Origin of the sequence: Rhizobium indicum (assembly GCF_005862305.2) — a bacterium.
GTDB classification, from domain to species: domain Bacteria; phylum Pseudomonadota; class Alphaproteobacteria; order Rhizobiales; family Rhizobiaceae; genus Rhizobium; species Rhizobium indicum.
This window is the reverse complement of sequence record NZ_CP054024.1, coordinates 86,281-104,443: the sequence shown is the minus strand read 5'-3', so window position 1 is coordinate 104,443 and position 18,163 is coordinate 86,281. Positions and strand designations below refer to the sequence as shown.

The window sequence follows — 18,163 nt, the reverse complement described above, 5'->3', positions numbered from 1 at the left end:
TACGCATCGACACAGATTGCCTCGGCCGCGCGCAACCCCTAGCGCGCCATTATTTGCCGATGTCCGGCATCAGGAGCGTCTCGCATGAATCTGCACAATAGGCGGTGGAATTCTTCCCGGCGCCTGAGCGGGTGCACGCAGAATGATTCCTGTTGCAAGCCAACGCTTGCGCAAAGCGCGCAAGAACAATTCTCCGATAGTTCACGGCCTATCCTCCTATTTTTGCATGCTTTATCGTTTTATGTTGCCGGCGCCCCGAAACTACATTGAACCGGCTGCTGCGTATTTTGGAATTTCCGAACTTCCTTCGGAATTAACCACTACTCATTTAGATATATGAACAGGACGCAATTGTCGTTATCGCCGCGTCCTGAAAATTATCGGTCCGTCCATTTCTGCTCGCCAGGGAATATGATAAGTAGCTTATGCACGTAAAGCTTTAGCCAATTGTCAAGCGAAGTGGAGATTTGACCCCGTAGGCGAAACGAAGAACTGACCCCCTTCATTGATTTGCTGTTTCGTTTGTCTCGAGCGCCGTTCCGGCCTTCTGCAGAAGGCCGGAACGGCGCTTTTCGCGAGGATCGCCTCCGCAACGATGTCTGCATTGAATACCATGGTCATCGTCGACCTTGCCCTTCCAGCGACGAGCCGGCTTTTCTCGGTTGATGCGTTCCGGTTCCCGTTGTAACTTCGCCGCGGAACGCTTAGACGAGATTGGAATTCCCATGGCAACCGGTACGGTTAAATTCTTCAATGACGACAAGGGCTTCGGTTTCATTACACCCGAAAATGGCGGACAGGACGTCTTCGTCCACGTGTCTGCGCTGCAACGTGGCGGTTCGCTCCGTGAGGGCGACAAGGTGAGCTTCGAGGTTGGGCAGGATCGCAAGACCGGAAAGTCCAAAGCAGAGAATGTATCGGTCCTGTAGTTCCAGAACGGCGTGACGATCCAGCCTCCTGACCGTCAGCGAAAGAGCGTTGCCATCGACAACGTGCAGAGCATGGCCGCAGGAAGAGTCTGACAGATGACCGGCACATCCGACACCTTGGCTCTCCTCATCGATGGCGATAACGCCTCGGGTATGGCTGCCGAATAGGACGAGCGTTCTGCCCGGTTCGAGCCGCTAAACGCGTTCGATCAGGGCTTTGTTTTATCCATTCGCTGTCCCTGCTTGTCTGGGTCGGGCGGTCAATGCCAGCACCCGACCCGGTATTTGTCGCCGGATCGGTTAGGAGTAGTCCGGCGGAGAAGGCCGGGCAGGAGGCCTTCGTCACCGATGCCAAGAACTGGGTCCACTGCAAGACCTGCGACAGTCCCAGCTAATTCGCCTGCTTTAGAGAAGAAAACATCGCCATTATATCCGTGCTCGAGAATCGCCTTGAAGAGGCGCCGCGCCCGGCCGGATAATGGTCTTCTGCCGCCTCCCGACTACGTTCATTTTCCCATTGCTGCATGATAGAGTCTTCATCGCTCTGGAAGGACGCCAGTCGTTCTCGAAGTTCGCTTGCCTTACGAGTTATCATAGGTGTCGTAGTCAGAGACACGATCCTTTCAATTTCATCGACCCAACCTTTTAGTATTTGATGCGGGTACTCCTCGTCCGAGATACGATCTGGCTTGAGCGCATCCACCGTCACCTCGGCCGCCTGATCGTATTTTTTGAAGAACTCGTCGCACATGGCCACCCTGGAAGAGTTCAGGTTAGACGCGAGTGCACCAAGTTCTTCGAGCTCCAGTGCCTGCTCCGGGTCATCGGATATGAACTTGAATATTCTGAGGCGGAGATATCGGGCATACGCTCGCGCATATGGGAGCCGACTGAAGTGGCCGTTGCTCAAACTGTCGACCAGCGCAGGAAGAGAGACCTCATCCAACCAAAAGCGCTCACTAAAATCTTCTTTGCGGAGGCGCTTGACGTAGCCCGCGTTGTCCACACGCACCAAAAGCTCGCCGAAAAAAATCGCAATCTCATGGAGCGGCATACGCCCCTCCACGAGACCGTCGAAAAACGCCTTCAGTATTGCGGAAGCGATTCTTGCTCGATCCGTATCGGAAGTCTTCGGATCCACTTTCTCCCAAAGCGATATCGCGGTTTGAATTGTAGGAGCACATGCCGCGAGCGTGAGGACAACGTTCGGATCCGATGCTGCACTATTGAGATAGTCCTCCAATGACGGATTTATAAAATCCACGACGTCGTCGTCGTCGATCACGACAAAAGAGGACTCCAACTCGCGCAAGCTTTCCTCGAACGTCACAGCTCTCAACTGCTGTCTCTTCACTTCACCGAATTCGACAACTGCGCGATCGTAAAAAGCCTGGAGTTTAGCAATTCGTATTCCGCGCGAGAAGAATTCGCCACGTTCGATGTAATGCATGCAATACAGAAGAATTTGCGCCTTTGGACTGATGTGCTGTCGAAACGACTTGTCCCAGATCTGCTCCGGCTTCTCGAGCGTCTGCATAAAGACTTTAGGATATGCATCCGGCGCCACGTCTCGCTGCGATAGCTCGTCAGTCATCCGCATAATAATGCGGGGCATGTAGTTCCGGTGATCGACAATCCGCCGCACCATATCACCTTTGAGAAGGGCTTGGATTGATGCTGGGTCGATCCGCGAGTGGTAGAGATGGTTGTAGAGGATCCGAGCCTTCAGTTCTCTCGAATAGATCTTAAGATCGAGCACCATCTCGGATATTTCGACAATCTTGTGTTCAAGCGCTTCGGAGATTTCTCGAGCCGCCTGAAGGAGATAGGAACGTGTCGTAAGGATGAAGCGCCTATTTTTGGCTTTCCGTACCATCGACATGAAGGCCACCGTTCGGTTGTCGCGACCCGTCAGCGATGTTGGGTCAAGCTTGGTCGCCCCGAGAAAGTCATCAAAGAAAAAGATTTTCGGTTCTTCGCCTTCGAACTCCTCGAAGCCCTCGTCGATTGATCTGAGTGCAATAACTCTCCATCCCTTGTCGCTGTATTCTGCTGCCAGAAATTGCGCCAGCGTGGTTTTGCCGACGCCTGGAGGCCCCGAAACGATCAGGCAGTGGTGGTCCGCGAGGATACGCGAGGCCTTGATATGGCCAGGACTTGAAACAAAGACCTTGAGAATTCGCTCGATATCCTCGTGCGTCGCTTGTGTGAATACGGCGATGCCGCTCCTCAATAGGCGCTCAAGAACCGCGACGCTGGAAAGCCAGAGCTTGATGTGCTGCTTCTCGACCGCGCCCTTTCGGCGAAGGTGGCCATTCAGTTCTCGTCGCCCCCAGATGTTTGACGCTGTGACAGACGGATGATTCAGAATCATCACGAGCTCATCTTTGCGAGGCGGGGTAAGGCGGGCAGAAGTAAGGAGATAGTATTTCGATGGATTTAGGCGGGCGACATTCGCTTTTTCGGCTTTCACTGCTGACTTGAGCGCTGCCCAAGTGCTCTCTTTGTAGTGTTTCGCTTGAAGAATCACATCGCCACCTGACCGACTGTGGCGGCCATCCATTCCCTGATCGGGTCCCGGCGAGAATTGCTCAAACCGCAAATTTGTCACTGCAGAGACCAAGTCTACACAGAGGTCCTCAAATTCGATAGGTGAAAGAGTGGCAAAGTCATACCGGTCGGCCATTGCATTTCAAATCCCTGATGAGTTCGCCATGATATAGAACAACAATCGACCGCAAGGCGAGTGCCTGTGCGAACGGCAACCGCCTACCGGGGGCCCTATCTTCAGGTCTTTTCGTGCCCCAAGCTATGTTCCGCGATGCGGGTCCAAAATCCGGAACTAGCAAGACGAAACGGCGTCCCGATCCGCCGATCCAAAAAGACCAATCGACAAGACAAACGGCTTTCCGGCCAAAATCGCTGACGCGAAGGCATAGACCGGGGCGGCGCAAGGGCCCTTCCGGCAAAGCTTTACTTCAGATCTCTTTGGCCTCGTCGCCGGTTGGCCGGCGAGGCCTTCGATCAGCGCCGCCGCTTCGGTTTCGTCGCCTTCGTTCGGGGCGATGCTGTAGGCGCCGGCATTGGCGTCACAACGGCGCCCGGCGGCCACACCGCCTCGGCATCGCTCGATGCGCACCGGAACTCGTGGATCGACCACTTTCTCAGGTCGGGAGCGCAGAGCCCATACATCGACTCCTTTTTCTTGTCGCCCCATAGCCACGGTTTGGCCTGAACGTCAGCTTTGCCTTCGCCGTGCTTTTCGCCGAAAAACGGGCGCAGCGGTAAGGGCTTTTTGGTCGGCGGCGGAGCGGATTCCTGCCATCGGGTGTCCCAGGCCAAAAGCACATCCGAGCGTCTTCCGGGATCGGGAAGATAGTGATAGTGCCAGCCGACACCCTGATGGTATTCCCGTTTCACATAATCATCCCAACCCGGGATCCTGGCAAGAAAAGCCACGACAAGGTCCGGCACATGTTCGACGAGGGAAAAGCGCCTGATCGGTTCCAGATAGCCGCGGTGGATTTTTCGAATCGGCGCACGCTGTTCGGTCGAACCGATGGACCAGTGCCCTTCATCCGCAGGTGGCTCGAAGGTCCGGTCCGGCCGCCAGTTGTCGTGCCTCAGAACCTCGTCAAGATCCGCGACGATGCGCGAGACTCTATCGCTGATCGGTCCAATGTCCGGAGCCTCGCGCGGCAATTCCCGCCAGTCGCCGTCCCCAATTAGTACGGGATCTCCGGGACGGGACTCTTCCGCATGGAATGCGAACTCCCGTATCGCCAATGCAAGCGCTATTGCCTTCACTCACCCTCTCCAACAATTCGGGTTTTCATCATGAGCCTGCCGGCCGGCGCCAGCATGGGCGCTCAGGCCTCGACGATGCTGCCGATTTGCCCCCGCACCGTGTCAATCTCGATGAAGAAACTCTCGTCGAAGAGGTCGGGATATCGGCGACAGAAGTCATTGTGATAAAGGGCGACCCACTCGTATTTGCTCCAGATGCGCGGGCTCTGCCTGAAGCGACGAAGCTGATCGGTGACCACATCACGGTGCGCGCGAACCGTGTCGCCATCGGCGTGGGGAGGGTCGTAACTTTCATCGGCGATCACCGCCCGCAGATAATCGATGAACCATTGCCCGTCCCTATCCCTCTTTAGCACGTTGTTTTGTGGTGCGTGACCGGCATTTCCATAATAGGCAAGGTGCTCGGTGACGAGTGTCTTTGCGCTTTCAGTCAGGACAATTCGAGGATCGCGCGCCAGTTCCGATTCACCGGCATAGGCCTCCAGAAGGGCCGGTCCGTATACGGCGAGCTCATCGATATAAGCCTCGCCGACAGCAACGCCGCCCCTGATGAAGAAGCCTCTGAGGACTATCGCCAGTTGGAACCGGGCGACCCGTTCAAACACCATGCCTGCCTCCATTTCACCGTCCTCCTGGATGGGGAAACCCAAGGCAATGTTGTCGGTAAACGACGTCAGCGCATGAAAATCCCGGTCGAGATACTCGGCGTCGTCAGGGGGACCTTCGAGGATCATCCGACCTTCTTGCAGCAGGCCATGGAACTGGGAAATGCGCACATGATCGTTCGCCTTCAAAATTTCCTTGAAGCCCAAAATATCAAGGAAGCAGAACCAGGAGTCCTGAAGAACCGCTGTACCGTTCGGCTGAAGGTAAGGATTGGTCACCGAAGATCTCCGAAGTCGAATCGTTGAATGTCTGGTCGATACTCTGTGCCACACACTAGCATCGGAAAACGTCGCGATCGCCATGTTGAAAACGCAAAGCGGAGGTGCATCACCACCGGCTGTTTCGTCCCCTGCGCCCATTGATCCCTTTGGCGTCGCCTGGCGGCCGGGCTGACGACAGAGCTGAAGCTCGGCAGCCGGTCTTCACCCTTACGGGCGACCATCCCTGACGCGGTTGCGCTTGCGGTCCTGCGGCCGCAAGGGAAGCTTCGCCGCGCGAATTCGCAAAACGCCGGAAGTTATTCCTTCCACTAAACTTTATAGTTGCAAGTCCGCCTCGCAATATACATGATCGGTCCTGAGGATTGAAGTTGGATATTGCTGTTGACGGAACGTTCGTCGTGCAGCCCGGGAGGCTAGGAGGCGCCTGCCGTTGCAGCAGTGAACCGCTGGGGGAGATCATGCGACATGTCGTGCGGGCGCCAAGTCCGCCTGCAGCCCTGGGAGGCTCGTTTGCCAGTGAAAGGCGGCAGTCCTTCCTCCGCTACCTGCAGCTCGACCCCGTGAAACGCGAACAGACCCGCGTTCCGATCATGCAGTTCGAATCTCGGGAGGTCATGCGCGATCTCTCGCACGTGTTCCTGGGAAAATGTGCATTCTGCGAGCAGGCGTCGAAAAGCATGTTCCTGCATCGGTTCAGGCCAATGAACGACGCCGAGCCGACCATCGGCAGCGAGGAGGACGGCCGGGCACGCGATGCCCATCTCTATTACGGCTGGCTGTCGGATGCCTGGATCAATCTCTATCCGATCTGTGAGGACTGCAGGCCGAAACGGGCCACCTATTTTCCGGTCGCTGGACAGAGGGCGCACATTCCGACGCCGGAAGAGTACGTCCGCTTCGTCGATCAAGGCGACGGGACATGGCCGGACCTCGACCTCGACGAGACACCACTCCTGGTCGACCCCTGTGCCGACGACATTGCCCGCCATCTCGTGCCGCGACGACGGAACGCTGGAAGCGGCAAGCCCGCAGGGAGAGGAGACGATCAGGCATTTCCGGCTCAATCGGACACGCTTGCGATCCAGGCGAAAGCAGGCCTTCGATGACTACGCGAGGCTCAAGGGCGATGGACCAAACGACACAAATGAATTCGTGGGTCTCTGGCGGATCCTGAGGCGCCAAGGCGACGCCGGCGACGCGGAGATCGCGGCGATCACCGTGTCAGCGAATATCGTCGAGGAAGCCGATATCGTGGGGGCAAGGCCCCGCCTGAAGGAAATCCGGCTGACGAATTTCAAGGCGATCGAGACGCTGTCGATCAAGCTCCCGATCGCGCCAGACCCGACCGAACGCATGGCGCAGGCGCTGTTGATCCTTGGCGAGAACGCGGCCGGCAAGAGCTCGATCCTGGAGGCGATCGCGCTTGCCCTGATCGGTACCGATGCTCGACCAGACCTGGTCGAGGAACCGGGTAGCCTGAGGCTTAACCCAAGTTTCATGGGTGCGGAGGACCTGCCGCAGAAGCCATCGGCGAAGGTCCGGCTTCAATTCGACAACGGGCAGGTCTCGACGCTGACCATCGGCGCCAAGCGCTATTCCCAGACCGGCGAGAACCGACTGCCCATGGTCTTCGGCTACGGCGCCTACCGCCATTATGTGCGTGACCTGCATGCCTGGAAACCATCGCGACCGGTGCTCAGCCTGTTCCATACCGATAGCCTGCTCAGCAATCCGGAGAACTGGCTTCTCGGTCTGCCGCCGACCGAGTACAGGGCCGTAGTCCAGGCACTCGGCGTGATCTTCGGGGCGGCCGAAGAGATCGACGTCATCTATCGCGACGAGGCCAAGGGCCGCTGCTTCGTCGAGATGCAGATCGACGCCTCCGGCAAGAAGAGCAGGACCCCGCTTTCGAATGTCTCATCCGGCTTTCGAACCATCCTCGCTTTGTCTTGCGACATCATGCGATGGCTCATGGATCGCGCCATCAACCCGAACTTCACGACGTTGACCTCGGCGGAGGGGATCGTGCTGATCGACGAGGTGGAAGCCCATCTCCACCCACGCTGGAAGATCCACATCATGAAGGGCCTGCGCACCGCTTTGCCCTCGATGACCTTCATTGTGACGACCCATGATCCGCTGTGCCTGAGGGGAATGCGCGATGGCGAGGTTGTGGTCCTAAGCAAGGTCGCCAGGCAGCTTGGCAGCGGCCAGATCCCCGTCATGGTCGACAGCCTCACGCAGTTGCCAAAGGTCTCGGCGCTGACCATCGAACAGCTCCTGACGTCTGACCTGTTCAGCCTGTTTTCAACCGACGATCCGGAAACGGAGGCAAGCCTCGCCCAGCTTGGCGACTATCTTGCGAGGAAGGACGGACGTGTGCCGGACCAGGCCGTGAGGGCGGCGATGGACGCCATCCGCAGGCAGGTGGTGGATGCACTTCCGGTCGGCATGAGCGAGGCTGCCCGGCTCGTGCAGGAGGCGGTTGCCGACTACCTCGTCAAGCGGCGCAATCTTGCCGGCAAGCCGCGAGAGGACCTTCGCGACGAAACGAAAAGGCGGATCCTGGCGGTCCTGGAGGGTATCTGATGCGGCGCGTCGATCGGTCCCTGGTTTCGGCGCCGGCTGTCCTTGTCGGCGACAAGAGCCGCGGCGGGAAGGAACTGGCGAAGGCCACGGTCTTCTTCGAAGCTCAGGCAAGGGCAGAAGCCGCGGCTGCGACCACCGGCGCACCGGCCGCGGCCCCGAAAACAAGGACGAAGAAGGAAAACTCGTTCGAGTTCAGCGCTTATTCCGACGAGGCGGTCAAGTACGCGCTCGACAAGCTCTTCTTTGGCAAATGCGCCTATTGCGAAAGCCGCTATGCCAACCAGGCGCCGGTCGACGTCGAACATTACCGGCCGAAGGGACGCATCGCCGGCGTCGCCAATCATCCCGGCTACTGGTGGCTGGCGATGGTCTGGGATAATCTTCTACCGAGCTGCATCGATTGCAATCGCAGGCGTTGGCAGGACTTGCCGCAATTCCCCGAGAGCCTTGCGCAACTGCTGGTGGCCCCTGAAATGCAGGGGGGCAAGGCATCGCTGGGCAAGCAGGACCTGTTTCCGATCGCCGGCGCGGCCAGGGCGACGGCGACGGTTCCTGGCATCGACGAACAGCCCGACCTCATAAATCCTTGCGTGGACGATCCGGAGGAGCACCTGGTGTTCCACATCGACCGCGGTGATCCCCTTGGCCTCGTACTCCCTGCCTTCGAGGATGACGTCCCCTCCCGGCGTGGCCTGACATCGATCCATGTGTATGGCCTGAACCGGCTCGGATTGGTCCAGGAGCGAACGCGGATCCTGCGCAAGCTGGATTTCCTCAGCCGGTTGATCGACGAGATCGGAAAGATATCGGAGATGCTGCTTGCCAGCCGCGACCAGAAGAACAAGACGATGGGCGCGCGGCTCGATCTCCTGCTCAACCAAATCCTCGACGAAATCCGTGCGATGGCGGAGCCGGACCAACCCTATTCGAGCCTCGTGAAAGCTTGGTCGAAGACGCTAAAAACCAACTGAGGGAGATGGGACATGAGCGCGCCTGAACAGAGTTGCGACCTCGTCATGAAGGGCGGCATCACCAGCGGTGTGGTTTATCCAAAGGCCGTCGTAAAACTCTCGCGCAGGTACCGCTTCCGCAACATCGGCGGCACGTCGGCCGGCGCGATAGCCGCCGTCGTCACGGCCGCGGCCGAATATGGACGCGCCGACCGCGGATTCGAGAAGATAGAGGCGCTTCCACAGCAGTTGTCGGCGACGCTCCTGGAGAAATTCCAGCCGCGCCCGGAATTTCGTCCGGTCTTTAACCTGATGCTCGCGGCAATGACGAAGAGGATGGCCGGCACGCTCTTCGCGCTGCTGAAAGGCTACCCGGTGCCGGCGCTTCTGGGTGCCATCCCCGCTATCATTGTTGCCATCATGATCCCCTTCATCTGGCAGTCCATGCCAGCAGCAATGCTTGCCGTGCTACTGTTTTCGTTCCTGCTCGTTCTCCTGCCGGCGGCAACCGCGGCTTTTGTCGCCGCCCGCGATGTCGCCTGCGGGCTTCCGAAGGTCGACTACGGCCTTTGCAGCGGGATGACCCAGTCCTACATGCCGGCCGGCCATCCCGCCCTGACCGAGTGGCTGACCGACACGATCGATATCGTGGCCGGGCGTCCGGCAACCGGAGCGCCGCTCGGGGTCAAGGACCTTCAATCCCGCGAGGTTCTGGTGCAGACGGTGACGACCGACATCACGTCGCATCGCCCCTACGTGCTGCCAATGGAGAACAACCTCCATTACTTTTCTGAGCGCGAGTTCCGGTCGCTTTTCCCGGCACGCGTCGTCGACGCGATGCTGACGACGCCCAAGGAGGGATCGAGCGACCTCTATCCGTTCAAGATCGACAATCTTCCTCTCGTGGTCCTCGCGCGCATGAGCCTCAGCTTCCCGGCGCTGATTTCGGCTGTGCCGCTCTACAGGATCGACTACACGCTGGTCGGCGTTCCCGAACAGGACAGGCTTGTGCGTTGCATGTTCTCAGATGGTGGACTGTCGTCGAATTTTCCCGTGCATTTCTTCGACCGCTTCCTGCCGTCGCGCCCCACCTTCGGCATTTCGCTGGGCGAATATGACCGCCGGCGAGAAAAGCCGGAAACCGTTGGGGAAACCCGGGTATTCCTTCCAACAAAGGCAGGACAGGGGCAGCTTCTTCCCACCCGGGACTTTTCCGGCTTGGTCGCCTTTGTCTTCGCTCTCTTCGACAGCGCCAAGGATTGGCAGGATTCTCTCCAATCGATCCTCGCCGGCTATCGCGAGCGGATCGTGACAGTCAGTCTCAAAGAGGAGGAAGGCGGCTTCAACCTCGACATGCCGCCAGACCGCATCAACCAGCTTATCGACTTCGGCGAACGCGCTGGCGACCTGATCAACAGCGATTTCAAGCTCGACGAGCACAAGTGGCGCCGCTATCTGGTCGAGGTCCGAGCCCTTGACGAGATGCTGCGCCAGTTCGCCGATGCGTATGTCGAAGCACCCGAGCCCGGCTCGCTTGGTTATGGTCAGATCGCAACCGACTACGCACCGTCATCCTATAAGGAACTTACGCCAAGCGAGCGACAGATCTTGCGTGAACGGGCCGAGGCGGTCGCCGCTCTTGGACAAGCATTCCAGGCGCTGCAGCCGCTCGATGGTTTCGATGATCACCTTCCCAAGAGCCGCAGCCGCATCCGATCGGTCGCCAGGATGGACTACTGACGCGCGTAGTGGCAGCGAAGGTCTCGAGGGTCATCTTCAAGCATCTTTTTCATGCGAGCACCTTCACCAGGACGACACCTGTGTTTTGGAGCGGAACATTTTGGATAGGCTGCCAGCTGTGCATTGGCGGCCGAGCCTAGCCGTTGGGCCTTGGCCTTGCCTTCCCCTTCATGCGGACCGTGACGATCTTCGGGCTGTCGCCGCTTCGCTCTACGTCGAGGATGCCGGAAGCCTCGACGAGGTCGGTGAGGCGGGCAAAACCGTAGTTGCGCGCATCAAAGTCCGACGATTGTTTCGCCAAATGGGCACCGACACGTGCCAGGTTGGCACGGCCGTCCTCATCGGCCGACGCAGTCACAGCATTTTCGAGCATCTTCAATGCGGCCGCGTCAAGCTTCGGTTTTGCAGGCGCGCTTCAGTCGGACCGGCTATAGTCGACGCGTCCGGCGTAACCTTCGCGGTCGAGCCGTTTTCTCGCTTTTGTTCTCGCCCCGGTGAGATCAGTCGGGCAAAAATTTTCCAGGGAGACGCCATTTATCCGACCTCGCGCTTTATCCCGCAAGCAGGTAGTGAGTTTTAGTTCCGGCAACAGCATCCACCGCCGCCAAAATGTATACTGGATAGCATGGAAATGCGGCCGGCGGTTGATCGGCTGCCTATATCAATCGAGCTTGAGCCGCTTGCGCAGATCGGCATTTTCAGCACGAAGCTTCTCAGCCAGAAGCTTGCGCAGCCGCTGATTTTCCTCTTCCAACTGCAAGAGATCCGCCATCTCATCGATAGCCGTCATCGGCGCGGCCGGCGCTGTCTGCACAGCCTTTGGAGCACGGCGCACAGGTGCGCGTTTGGCGCTCGCCGTAGCTTCGATCACCCTTGCCTTGCGCCCTCTCCTCTTCACACCACCGGCCCCGGCCAGAGCAGCTGCTGGCTCTGCCATAGCGTCAGCTGACCCGCTCTCGAGTGCCGCCGCTTTCTTGGCGCGGGGTTTGCGCTGTTTCTTCGGCGCAACAGGCGGTTCAACATCGATCGGCGCATCGGCGCTGGTTGCCGTATCAGTCTCGTCGGCCATGCTCATCTCCTGTGTATCTGATGCTGTTGTTGACGCCCCGAGAGGCGGTGTCAACAACACCTCGGCTTGATCTGGTTTCGGTAAAGACATCTCATTGTTGGATTTGCCACTCTGAGAGCTACCCGACAGAAACGGCATTGCCTCTTCCTTCAGGTCGCGAGCGACGGACTTTAGGTCCACGTTGCCCCAGATCGAGTTCGACCTGGTATCGAGTTTTCGTCTGCCGCTTTTGTACTCGACCGCAAAACTGCGTTGCACTTTTTTCAATATAGGAGGGCCTTGGAGGATCTGCGGGATGGTTTGGTGAAATGCTGGTATACCCGCAATAACGGTTAGCGGACTGCCAGTCTCTGCTCATATCAGATCCAGCGCACCATTCCGGGAGCAGAATTTGTGGCCAATCGAATGGGAGCTGAGGCGGTCTACGCTCAACGCTCTTGAAAGGAAACGGCTACCAGCAGTTCGTCCCGAGACGTTTTCACAGGTTCCCGACGATCCATTATGCGATCTTTTTGGCCAAGAACATGAACATCCTAGCAACAAGCCGGGCGCTGGCCTCGAAAGCGCCGTGCTAGAACCGTTGTCCCCGCTATATCGGTGTTGTCAAAGCTGGTTGGTGGCGTAACAGGTATTTATGGAACTGCAGCTTTGAGAGAAAAAGATGGCAATGTCACCAGACCTGGCTGAACGGTGACACCCCGCAGGTTCAGCGCCTTAGAGCCTCACCAGTACTTTTCAAGAAGAAATGCATCTTTTCCGGATCGATCGGAACATCGAACGTGTCTTCGGGTCTGATCCTGGATGAGGCATGAATCTGAGCGGTAAACGCGCTCGCACCAGCTTTCCCGATGGCAAGCGTGTGCGGGCCGAGAGGTTCGATATCGGCGACGTGCACACGAATCGTCGGAAAGGTGGGGTCCGCGGTCATGGTGTGCTCAGGCCGAATACCGAGAACGACGGCCTTGCCAATGCCCTCCGAAAGGTGCTCCACGATGTCTGCTGGAACGGGAATGGCGACATCGTCTTCCGCCCGGAAGACAACGCCGCCGTCGCCGGCCTCCAACCGTCCTTGAACAAAATTCATGCTGGGCGCGCCGATGAAAGCGGCGACGAACAGGTTCTTCGGCGATTCATAAAGCGTGATCGGGTCGGCGGCCTGTTCGATCCGACCCTGGTTCATCACCACGACCCGGTCGGCCATGGTCATCGCCTCCACCTGGTCGTGCGTCACATAGACGATCGTGGTCTGCAGACGGCGGTGCAGCAGTTTGATCTCGGTGCGCATTTCGATGCGCAGCTTGGCGTCCAGATTGGATAGCGGTTCATCGAACAGAAAAACATCGGGCTGGCGTACAATGGCGCGCCCGATGGCGACGCGCTGACGTTGACCGCCCGAAAGCGCGCTCGGTTTGCGATTAAGATAGGCGCCGAGGTTGAGAATGCGCGCAGCATTCGCAACAGCAGTGTCGATGTCCTCTTTCGGCGTTCCACGCACCTTCATGCCGTAGCCAATGTTTTCGGCGACTGTCATATGCGGATAGAGTGCATAATTCTGAAACACCATCGAGCAATTGCGCAGACCCGGACGCAACGCAGTAACCTCTCGGTCGCCGATGCGGATTCCCCCTGATGTCGTCTGTTCCAGCCCGGCGATCATTCGCAGCGTGGTTGTCTTCCCACAACCGGAAGGCCCGACGAGAACCACGAATTCCTTGTCGGCAATCACCAGATCGAGCGGAGGAATGACCGCAACGCTCCCGAAGGACTTGGTGACCTGATCCAAACGCACCTGGGACATGCTGTAACCTTTTCATCAGAAGTCCATCGCCTGCCGTAAGCGGCGATGGTTCTTTCTTCTGCCAACGATGCTGATCCCACCCCGCAGAGCCGGGATGGGATTTATTGAAGACGGCCTACTTCGCAGGCAGGCCCATTGACGAGCGATAGGCTGCCCGTTGCTTGTCCCGGCCGAACTCGTCCGTAAGCTTGTTCCATCCGTCAGCCACGGTATCCAGCGCCTGCTGCGGCGTCACTTCTCCAGCCAATGCCTTGGAAAGCTCGATTTCGAGAATTTCCGTATAGGAGAAATAGCCCGGCAGGCGCATGTCGAGCGCCGTGTTCTTGGCGGTCACCGCGTTCTTCTGGCTTCCGAGATACTCCTTGGCCTCGCGCTCGGAAAAGATCTTCGACCACAACGCCGTATTTGTCGTGTGCGAAAGACGGTAAGGATTGACGCCTGTGCCGCCGGTGATGGCCGCCTGACCGGAAACCGCCGGGCTCGTCAGGAACTGGATATAGTTCCAAGCGGCCTCTTGGTTCTTCGAGGACGACGGTACGGCTGCCTGCCAACCGCCGAAGGCCATGAAGGAAGTCTGGACGACCTCGGGCTGCTTGTCCCACTTCTTGGTCTTGTAGTTCCAGATCTCGTCAGATCCCGGCAGGGATGCCGAGCCGACGCTGCCAGCAACCTTCGACTGCTTCGGGTCGGCGGCGATGACGCCGGTATCGCCCCAGCCGATCGATTCCGCGACCTGGCCACCGGCAAAGGCCGCGTTCACTTCGCCGAACGAGAAGTTCAGCGCATTTGGCGGTGCCAGTTTCGAGGCGCGGATATATTCCTCAAGGCCGCGCACCCAGCCCGGATTGTTGACCTGCGCATCCATCGTGTCAGGATCGAAGAACATACCGCCGGGATTGTCGGGATGGCTGGTGTATCCCGCCACGTGACTGAACAGGAACCAGAATTGCTGGCCACCACGGCGGAAGGCTTCCGCCGTGCCCCAAAGGCCCTTGTCCGGCTGCTGGAAGAATTCAGCGATGTCGAGATACTGCTTCCATGTCTTCGGCGGGGCCAGATCGTAGCCATACTTCGCCTTGAAGGCGCTCTGGTTTTCTGCGTTTTCAAACAGATCAATGCGGTAGGTATAGGTATGGGCATCACCGTCCATGGTCTGCGACAGGACCTTGCCGTTCCAGACCATCAGTTGCTCGCGGTAAACCGGCGCGATGTCCTCCCAGTCGGCACCTGATTGCATAGTCTTCGGCATTTCCGAGAGAAAATCGGTGAAGTCCGGTGCCCAGGCCGGCGCAAAGGCGACCACGTCGAACGTGTCTTCGCCCGAGGTCAACGAGGTTACGATTTTCGGATAGAGTTCCGACCACGGAAATTCGACGACATTCACCTTGCCGCAGGTCTTTTCCTCCCAGCCCTTGGCCGCCAGTTGCAGCGCAGATGCGATGTAAGGCCCCGTCTGCGTCGTGGCGGTGAGCGTGACACCGGTGTAGTCCGGTTCGCATGCGAGCGCGGATGGGACGCCCGCCACAGCAAGTAGTCCTCCGGCCGTTGAACTCAGTAGCAATCTTCTCATGTTTTCCTCCCTGGAATTGAACAATGACTAGGCTTCTCGAACGGTCATTTTATTGCTCCTAAAAGCAGGCCAGACCGCATCAGCCTGCTCAAAATGCCCGCCATGACGACCATGGGTATGATCGCAACCAGGGCGGCTGCCGATATCGACCACCACTCGTCGCCGCGCTGGCTGTTTTGCCCGGCGACGAGAATGGGAAGGGTCTGCCATTTGGAACTGGTCAGGAAGAGTGCGAACAGGAACTCGTTCCAGACGAAGGCGAGCGTGATCATGAATGTCGCGATCAGGCCCGGCTTGGACATGGGCAGGACGATACCGAAAAAAATTCTCCACGACGGCACATTGTCGACCATCGCCGCCTCTTCGACTTCCACCGGCAGTGCCGCAAAGAAATCGCGCATCAGCCAGATCACGATCGGCAGCGAGAAGGCGACATAAGCGAAGGTGAGGCCTGTATAGGTGTCCACCAGCTTGAACCCCAACTTGCCCATTTCCGTATACATCAGGAACAAGGCAAAGGCGGCGACGATCGGCGGAAACATGCGCTGGCTGACAAACCAGAAGACGATATCATCATTGCCGAGGAGCGGCCCTGGAAGCTTCATTCGGCTGGAGCCGATGGCGAGCGCAAGCGCTGCAACAAAGGCAAAGATCAGCGAAATGGCCTGCCCGTAGCCCAGTACATGACGGCCGAGCAGATATCCGCCGAAGGCAACAACGACGAAAATCACGCCGGACAGCAGCTTGACCTCAAAGGTGAAGCGCACCAGCGCATAGGCTGCCATCGATCCGATGAAGGTGGCCAGCACCGATGCGGAAAGCCCGACGATCGTCGAGGCGATGAAGGTGTTGTAGAACTGGCCGCGCGCGCCCGACAGGAGCTCGCTCCAGGCCGTCAGCGTCGGGTCGAAGTCGACAAATGGAATATAGGTCGGCCCGCCGACGACGCCGAGCGGCGACTTGAACGAGGTGATCGCGACCCAGTAAAGCGGAAAGAAGGTGAAGGCCAGCCAGAGCAGGCAGCCTGCGAGCGCCCACCAGCGGCCGGATCCTTTGAGGTCACGCACGCTCATTTGTGCTTCTCCAGATAGGGCTTCAGGATGGCGAGATAGACGAGCCCGATCACGGTAATGACGATCAGGAACAGGAACGACAGGGCGGATGTGTAGCCAAGGTTGAACTTCTTGAAGCCCTCCTGATACGCGAACAAGGTCAGCGTTTCGGTCGAAATGCCAGGCCCTCCGCCTGTCATGACGAAAACCGTGTCGATGATCTTGTAGCTCTCGATGAGGCGGATGAAGACCACAGCCACCGAAATCGGCAGCATCATCGGGAAAGTGATCCCCCAGAACTGCTGCCAGGGGCTGGCATTTTCAAGCGCGGCAGCCTCGTAGACGTCCTCGGGCAGGGTTTGCAACCCGGCAAGAAGCATCAGGATGACGAAGGGTGTCCACTGCCACACTTCGACGGAAATGATGGCGCCGATAGCCCATCTGGTCTGCGTCAGAAAGGGCAGGTTGGGAAAACCGAAGACGGTCATCAGCTCATTGAGCGGGCCCATCGTGGGATTGAGGATCTGGCGGGCAATCAGTGCAACGGCAACGGGTGCTACCAGCATTGGCACAAGGAAGCTGACCCGGAACAGACCTTCGCCGGGCACCCGACGGTTGAGCGCCAGCGCCACGGAAAAACCGATGACATACTGCAGCGTCACCGCCACAAAAGCGATGATCGTCGTCGTCCAGGCGACATTCCAGAAGCGCGGATTCTGAAGCAGTTCCGCATAGTTGCCGAAGCCGACGAAACGCGCTGGGATCGGCGGCACGAGCCGCAGGCTCATGAAGCTTGTGGTCAGCGAATAGATCAGCGGGAAGATCGAGATCACCAGCACGATCAGCAACGCCGGCCAGATGAAGAAGTGTTTGATCGGGTCGTTGCGGGTCATGCTGCGCCTCCTTTCTGGAGAAGCGCCTCGATTTCCTCGATCTTCGGCATGGCAGGCGCGGTACCCCGCCGCGTCACCGCAATACCGGCGGTCGCGCAGCCGAAACGCACGGCCTCGACCGGACTTGCGCCCCCTGAGAGCGCTGCCGAGAAGCCGCCGACGAAAATCCTGAGGATCGAAACACCCACCTTCATTATCGTTTCCCCTCAAACGGTTTCCGGCGGAATGACGCCTTTGGTGAAGAGGAAGCAGCCGTAGAAGCGGTTTTCGCCCGTGGTGATGACGCAATAGGCCTTTTTGGCCTCCTCATAGAAGGCGAAACGCTCGATGCCATACATCGGCGCCGGCTTGGCCTCGGCGCCGTCGATAACGGCCTGGACTTCCTGCTGCACTGGAGGGATCTCGTCCGGCGCGCCCATGATTTCCATTCGCCCGGCGGACGGCTGCAGCGGCGTATCCAGCGGCATTACCGAAAGAATAGCTTTGATGGCGCGGGCAGCAGACACATTGTCTATCCGCAACAGCTTGCCGAGCACCGTTTGCCGGGCAATGGAATCCGAAGGAAAATTGGTGTCGGAAACGACGACCGTGTCGCCATGCCCCATGGACCGGAGCGCGTGCAGCACGTCCGCATTCAGAGCCGGATCGATATTCTTCAGCATGAAAATCCTCCCTTAGTTGCACCATTTCGCAGCACCTCGTGCCGCAAAACAGAGCCCATAACCGCAGCTCCGTTACAGCTCTGCGATTCCCTCAAATTCCGTCGTTCTCGCCTGCCGGTGCGGTTCTCCTCCCGCCCGCATGACCAGAGTTGGGGCCCTTAATCTCCCCGTAGGGGATCCAGATATTCTTCACATCCACAGCGCGGCGAAGGTATAG

At 58.4% G+C, this 18,163-nt stretch carries 14 protein-coding genes and 3 pseudogenes; 5 read left to right on the top strand and 12 right to left on the bottom strand.

What is annotated here, in order from left to right:
• Positions 1–502: 502 nt before the first annotated feature.
• Positions 503–577 (bottom strand): annotated as a pseudogene (locus FFM53_RS37115) (ATP-binding protein); the annotation flags it as partial.
• Between the two features lie 148 nt (positions 578–725).
• Here FFM53_RS37115 and FFM53_RS32295 point away from each other — a divergent pair.
• Positions 726–929, top strand: coding sequence for a cold-shock protein (locus tag FFM53_RS32295; RefSeq protein WP_012760580.1), 204 nt, complete (start codon positions 726–728; stop codon positions 927–929).
• Positions 930–1,320: 391 nt separating this feature from the next.
• On the opposite strand, the gene FFM53_RS32290 is transcribed toward FFM53_RS32295, so the two are convergent.
• The 3 genes from FFM53_RS32290 to FFM53_RS32280 all read right to left on the bottom strand — a co-directional run bounded on the left by FFM53_RS32290 (position 1,321) and on the right by FFM53_RS32280 (position 5,620).
• Positions 1,321–3,615, bottom strand: coding sequence for an nSTAND3 domain-containing NTPase (locus FFM53_RS32290; protein WP_246413381.1), 2,295 nt, complete (start codon positions 3,613–3,615; stop codon positions 1,321–1,323).
• 338 nt (positions 3,616–3,953) lie between these two features.
• Positions 3,954–4,715, bottom strand: coding sequence for a hypothetical protein (locus FFM53_RS32285; protein WP_138390949.1), 762 nt, complete (start codon positions 4,713–4,715; stop codon positions 3,954–3,956).
• Positions 4,716–4,798: 83 nt separating this feature from the next.
• Positions 4,799–5,620, bottom strand: a complete 822-nt coding sequence (locus FFM53_RS32280) for a hypothetical protein (RefSeq protein ID WP_138333637.1) — start codon at positions 5,618–5,620, stop codon at positions 4,799–4,801.
• A 461-nt stretch (positions 5,621–6,081) separates the two neighbouring features.
• Between FFM53_RS32280 and FFM53_RS32275 the strand changes: the two genes are divergently transcribed.
• The 4 genes from FFM53_RS32275 to FFM53_RS32260 all read left to right on the top strand — a co-directional run bounded on the left by FFM53_RS32275 (position 6,082) and on the right by FFM53_RS32260 (position 10,902).
• Positions 6,082–6,729 (top strand): hypothetical protein, encoded by a 648-nt coding sequence (locus FFM53_RS32275; RefSeq protein WP_165586552.1) that lies wholly within the window; start codon positions 6,082–6,084, stop codon positions 6,727–6,729.
• 112 nt (positions 6,730–6,841) lie between these two features.
• Positions 6,842–8,212 carry an AAA family ATPase gene (locus FFM53_RS32270; protein WP_165586553.1) on the top strand — a complete coding sequence of 457 codons (1,371 nt, stop codon included), beginning with the start codon at positions 6,842–6,844 and terminating at the stop codon, positions 8,210–8,212.
• A complete protein-coding gene (locus FFM53_RS32265; RefSeq protein ID WP_138333640.1) occupies positions 8,212–9,183 on the top strand; it encodes an HNH endonuclease family protein in 972 nt (323 codons plus the stop codon). The genes FFM53_RS32270 and FFM53_RS32265 overlap by 1 nt, the downstream gene beginning before the upstream one ends.
• 12 nt (positions 9,184–9,195) lie before the next feature.
• The gene (locus FFM53_RS32260) at positions 9,196–10,902 is read left to right on the top strand and encodes a patatin-like phospholipase domain-containing protein (protein ID WP_138333642.1); all 1,707 of its coding nucleotides are present in this window, start codon (positions 9,196–9,198) and stop codon (positions 10,900–10,902) included.
• Between the two features lie 136 nt (positions 10,903–11,038).
• Here the strand turns inward: FFM53_RS32260 and FFM53_RS32255 are convergent.
• The 8 genes and pseudogenes from FFM53_RS32255 to FFM53_RS32220 form a co-directional block, all read right to left on the bottom strand.
• Positions 11,039–11,311, bottom strand: a pseudogene (locus FFM53_RS32255) (OST-HTH/LOTUS domain-containing protein); the annotation flags it as partial.
• Between the two features lie 252 nt (positions 11,312–11,563).
• Entirely contained in the window at positions 11,564–12,238 is a 675-nt protein-coding gene (locus FFM53_RS32250) for an MreC domain-containing protein (RefSeq protein WP_138333644.1), read from the bottom strand.
• 439 nt (positions 12,239–12,677) lie between these two features.
• The gene (locus FFM53_RS32245; RefSeq protein ID WP_138333646.1) at positions 12,678–13,769 is read right to left on the bottom strand and encodes an ABC transporter ATP-binding protein; all 1,092 of its coding nucleotides are present in this window, start codon (positions 13,767–13,769) and stop codon (positions 12,678–12,680) included.
• Positions 13,770–13,884: 115 nt separating this feature from the next.
• Positions 13,885–15,339: an ABC transporter substrate-binding protein gene (locus tag FFM53_RS32240; protein WP_138333648.1), complete on the bottom strand. Its 1,455-nt coding sequence runs from the start codon at positions 15,337–15,339 to the stop codon at positions 13,885–13,887.
• Positions 15,340–15,383: 44 nt separating this feature from the next.
• Positions 15,384–16,412 (bottom strand): carbohydrate ABC transporter permease, encoded by a 1,029-nt coding sequence (locus tag FFM53_RS32235; protein WP_064250802.1) that lies wholly within the window; start codon positions 16,410–16,412, stop codon positions 15,384–15,386.
• Entirely contained in the window at positions 16,409–17,284 is an 876-nt protein-coding gene (locus tag FFM53_RS32230; RefSeq protein ID WP_020050262.1) for a carbohydrate ABC transporter permease, read from the bottom strand. Before FFM53_RS32230 ends, FFM53_RS32235 begins: the two co-directional genes overlap by 4 nt.
• A pseudogene (locus FFM53_RS32225) lies at positions 17,281–17,448 on the bottom strand (PfkB family carbohydrate kinase); the annotation flags it as partial. The pseudogene FFM53_RS32225 and the gene FFM53_RS32230, both read right to left, overlap by 4 nt.
• Before the next feature lie 42 nt (positions 17,449–17,490).
• On the bottom strand, positions 17,491–17,946 hold the full coding sequence (locus tag FFM53_RS32220; protein ID WP_138333652.1) for an RbsD/FucU family protein: 456 nt from the start codon (positions 17,944–17,946) through the stop codon (positions 17,491–17,493).
• Positions 17,947–18,163: the final 217 nt, after the last annotated feature.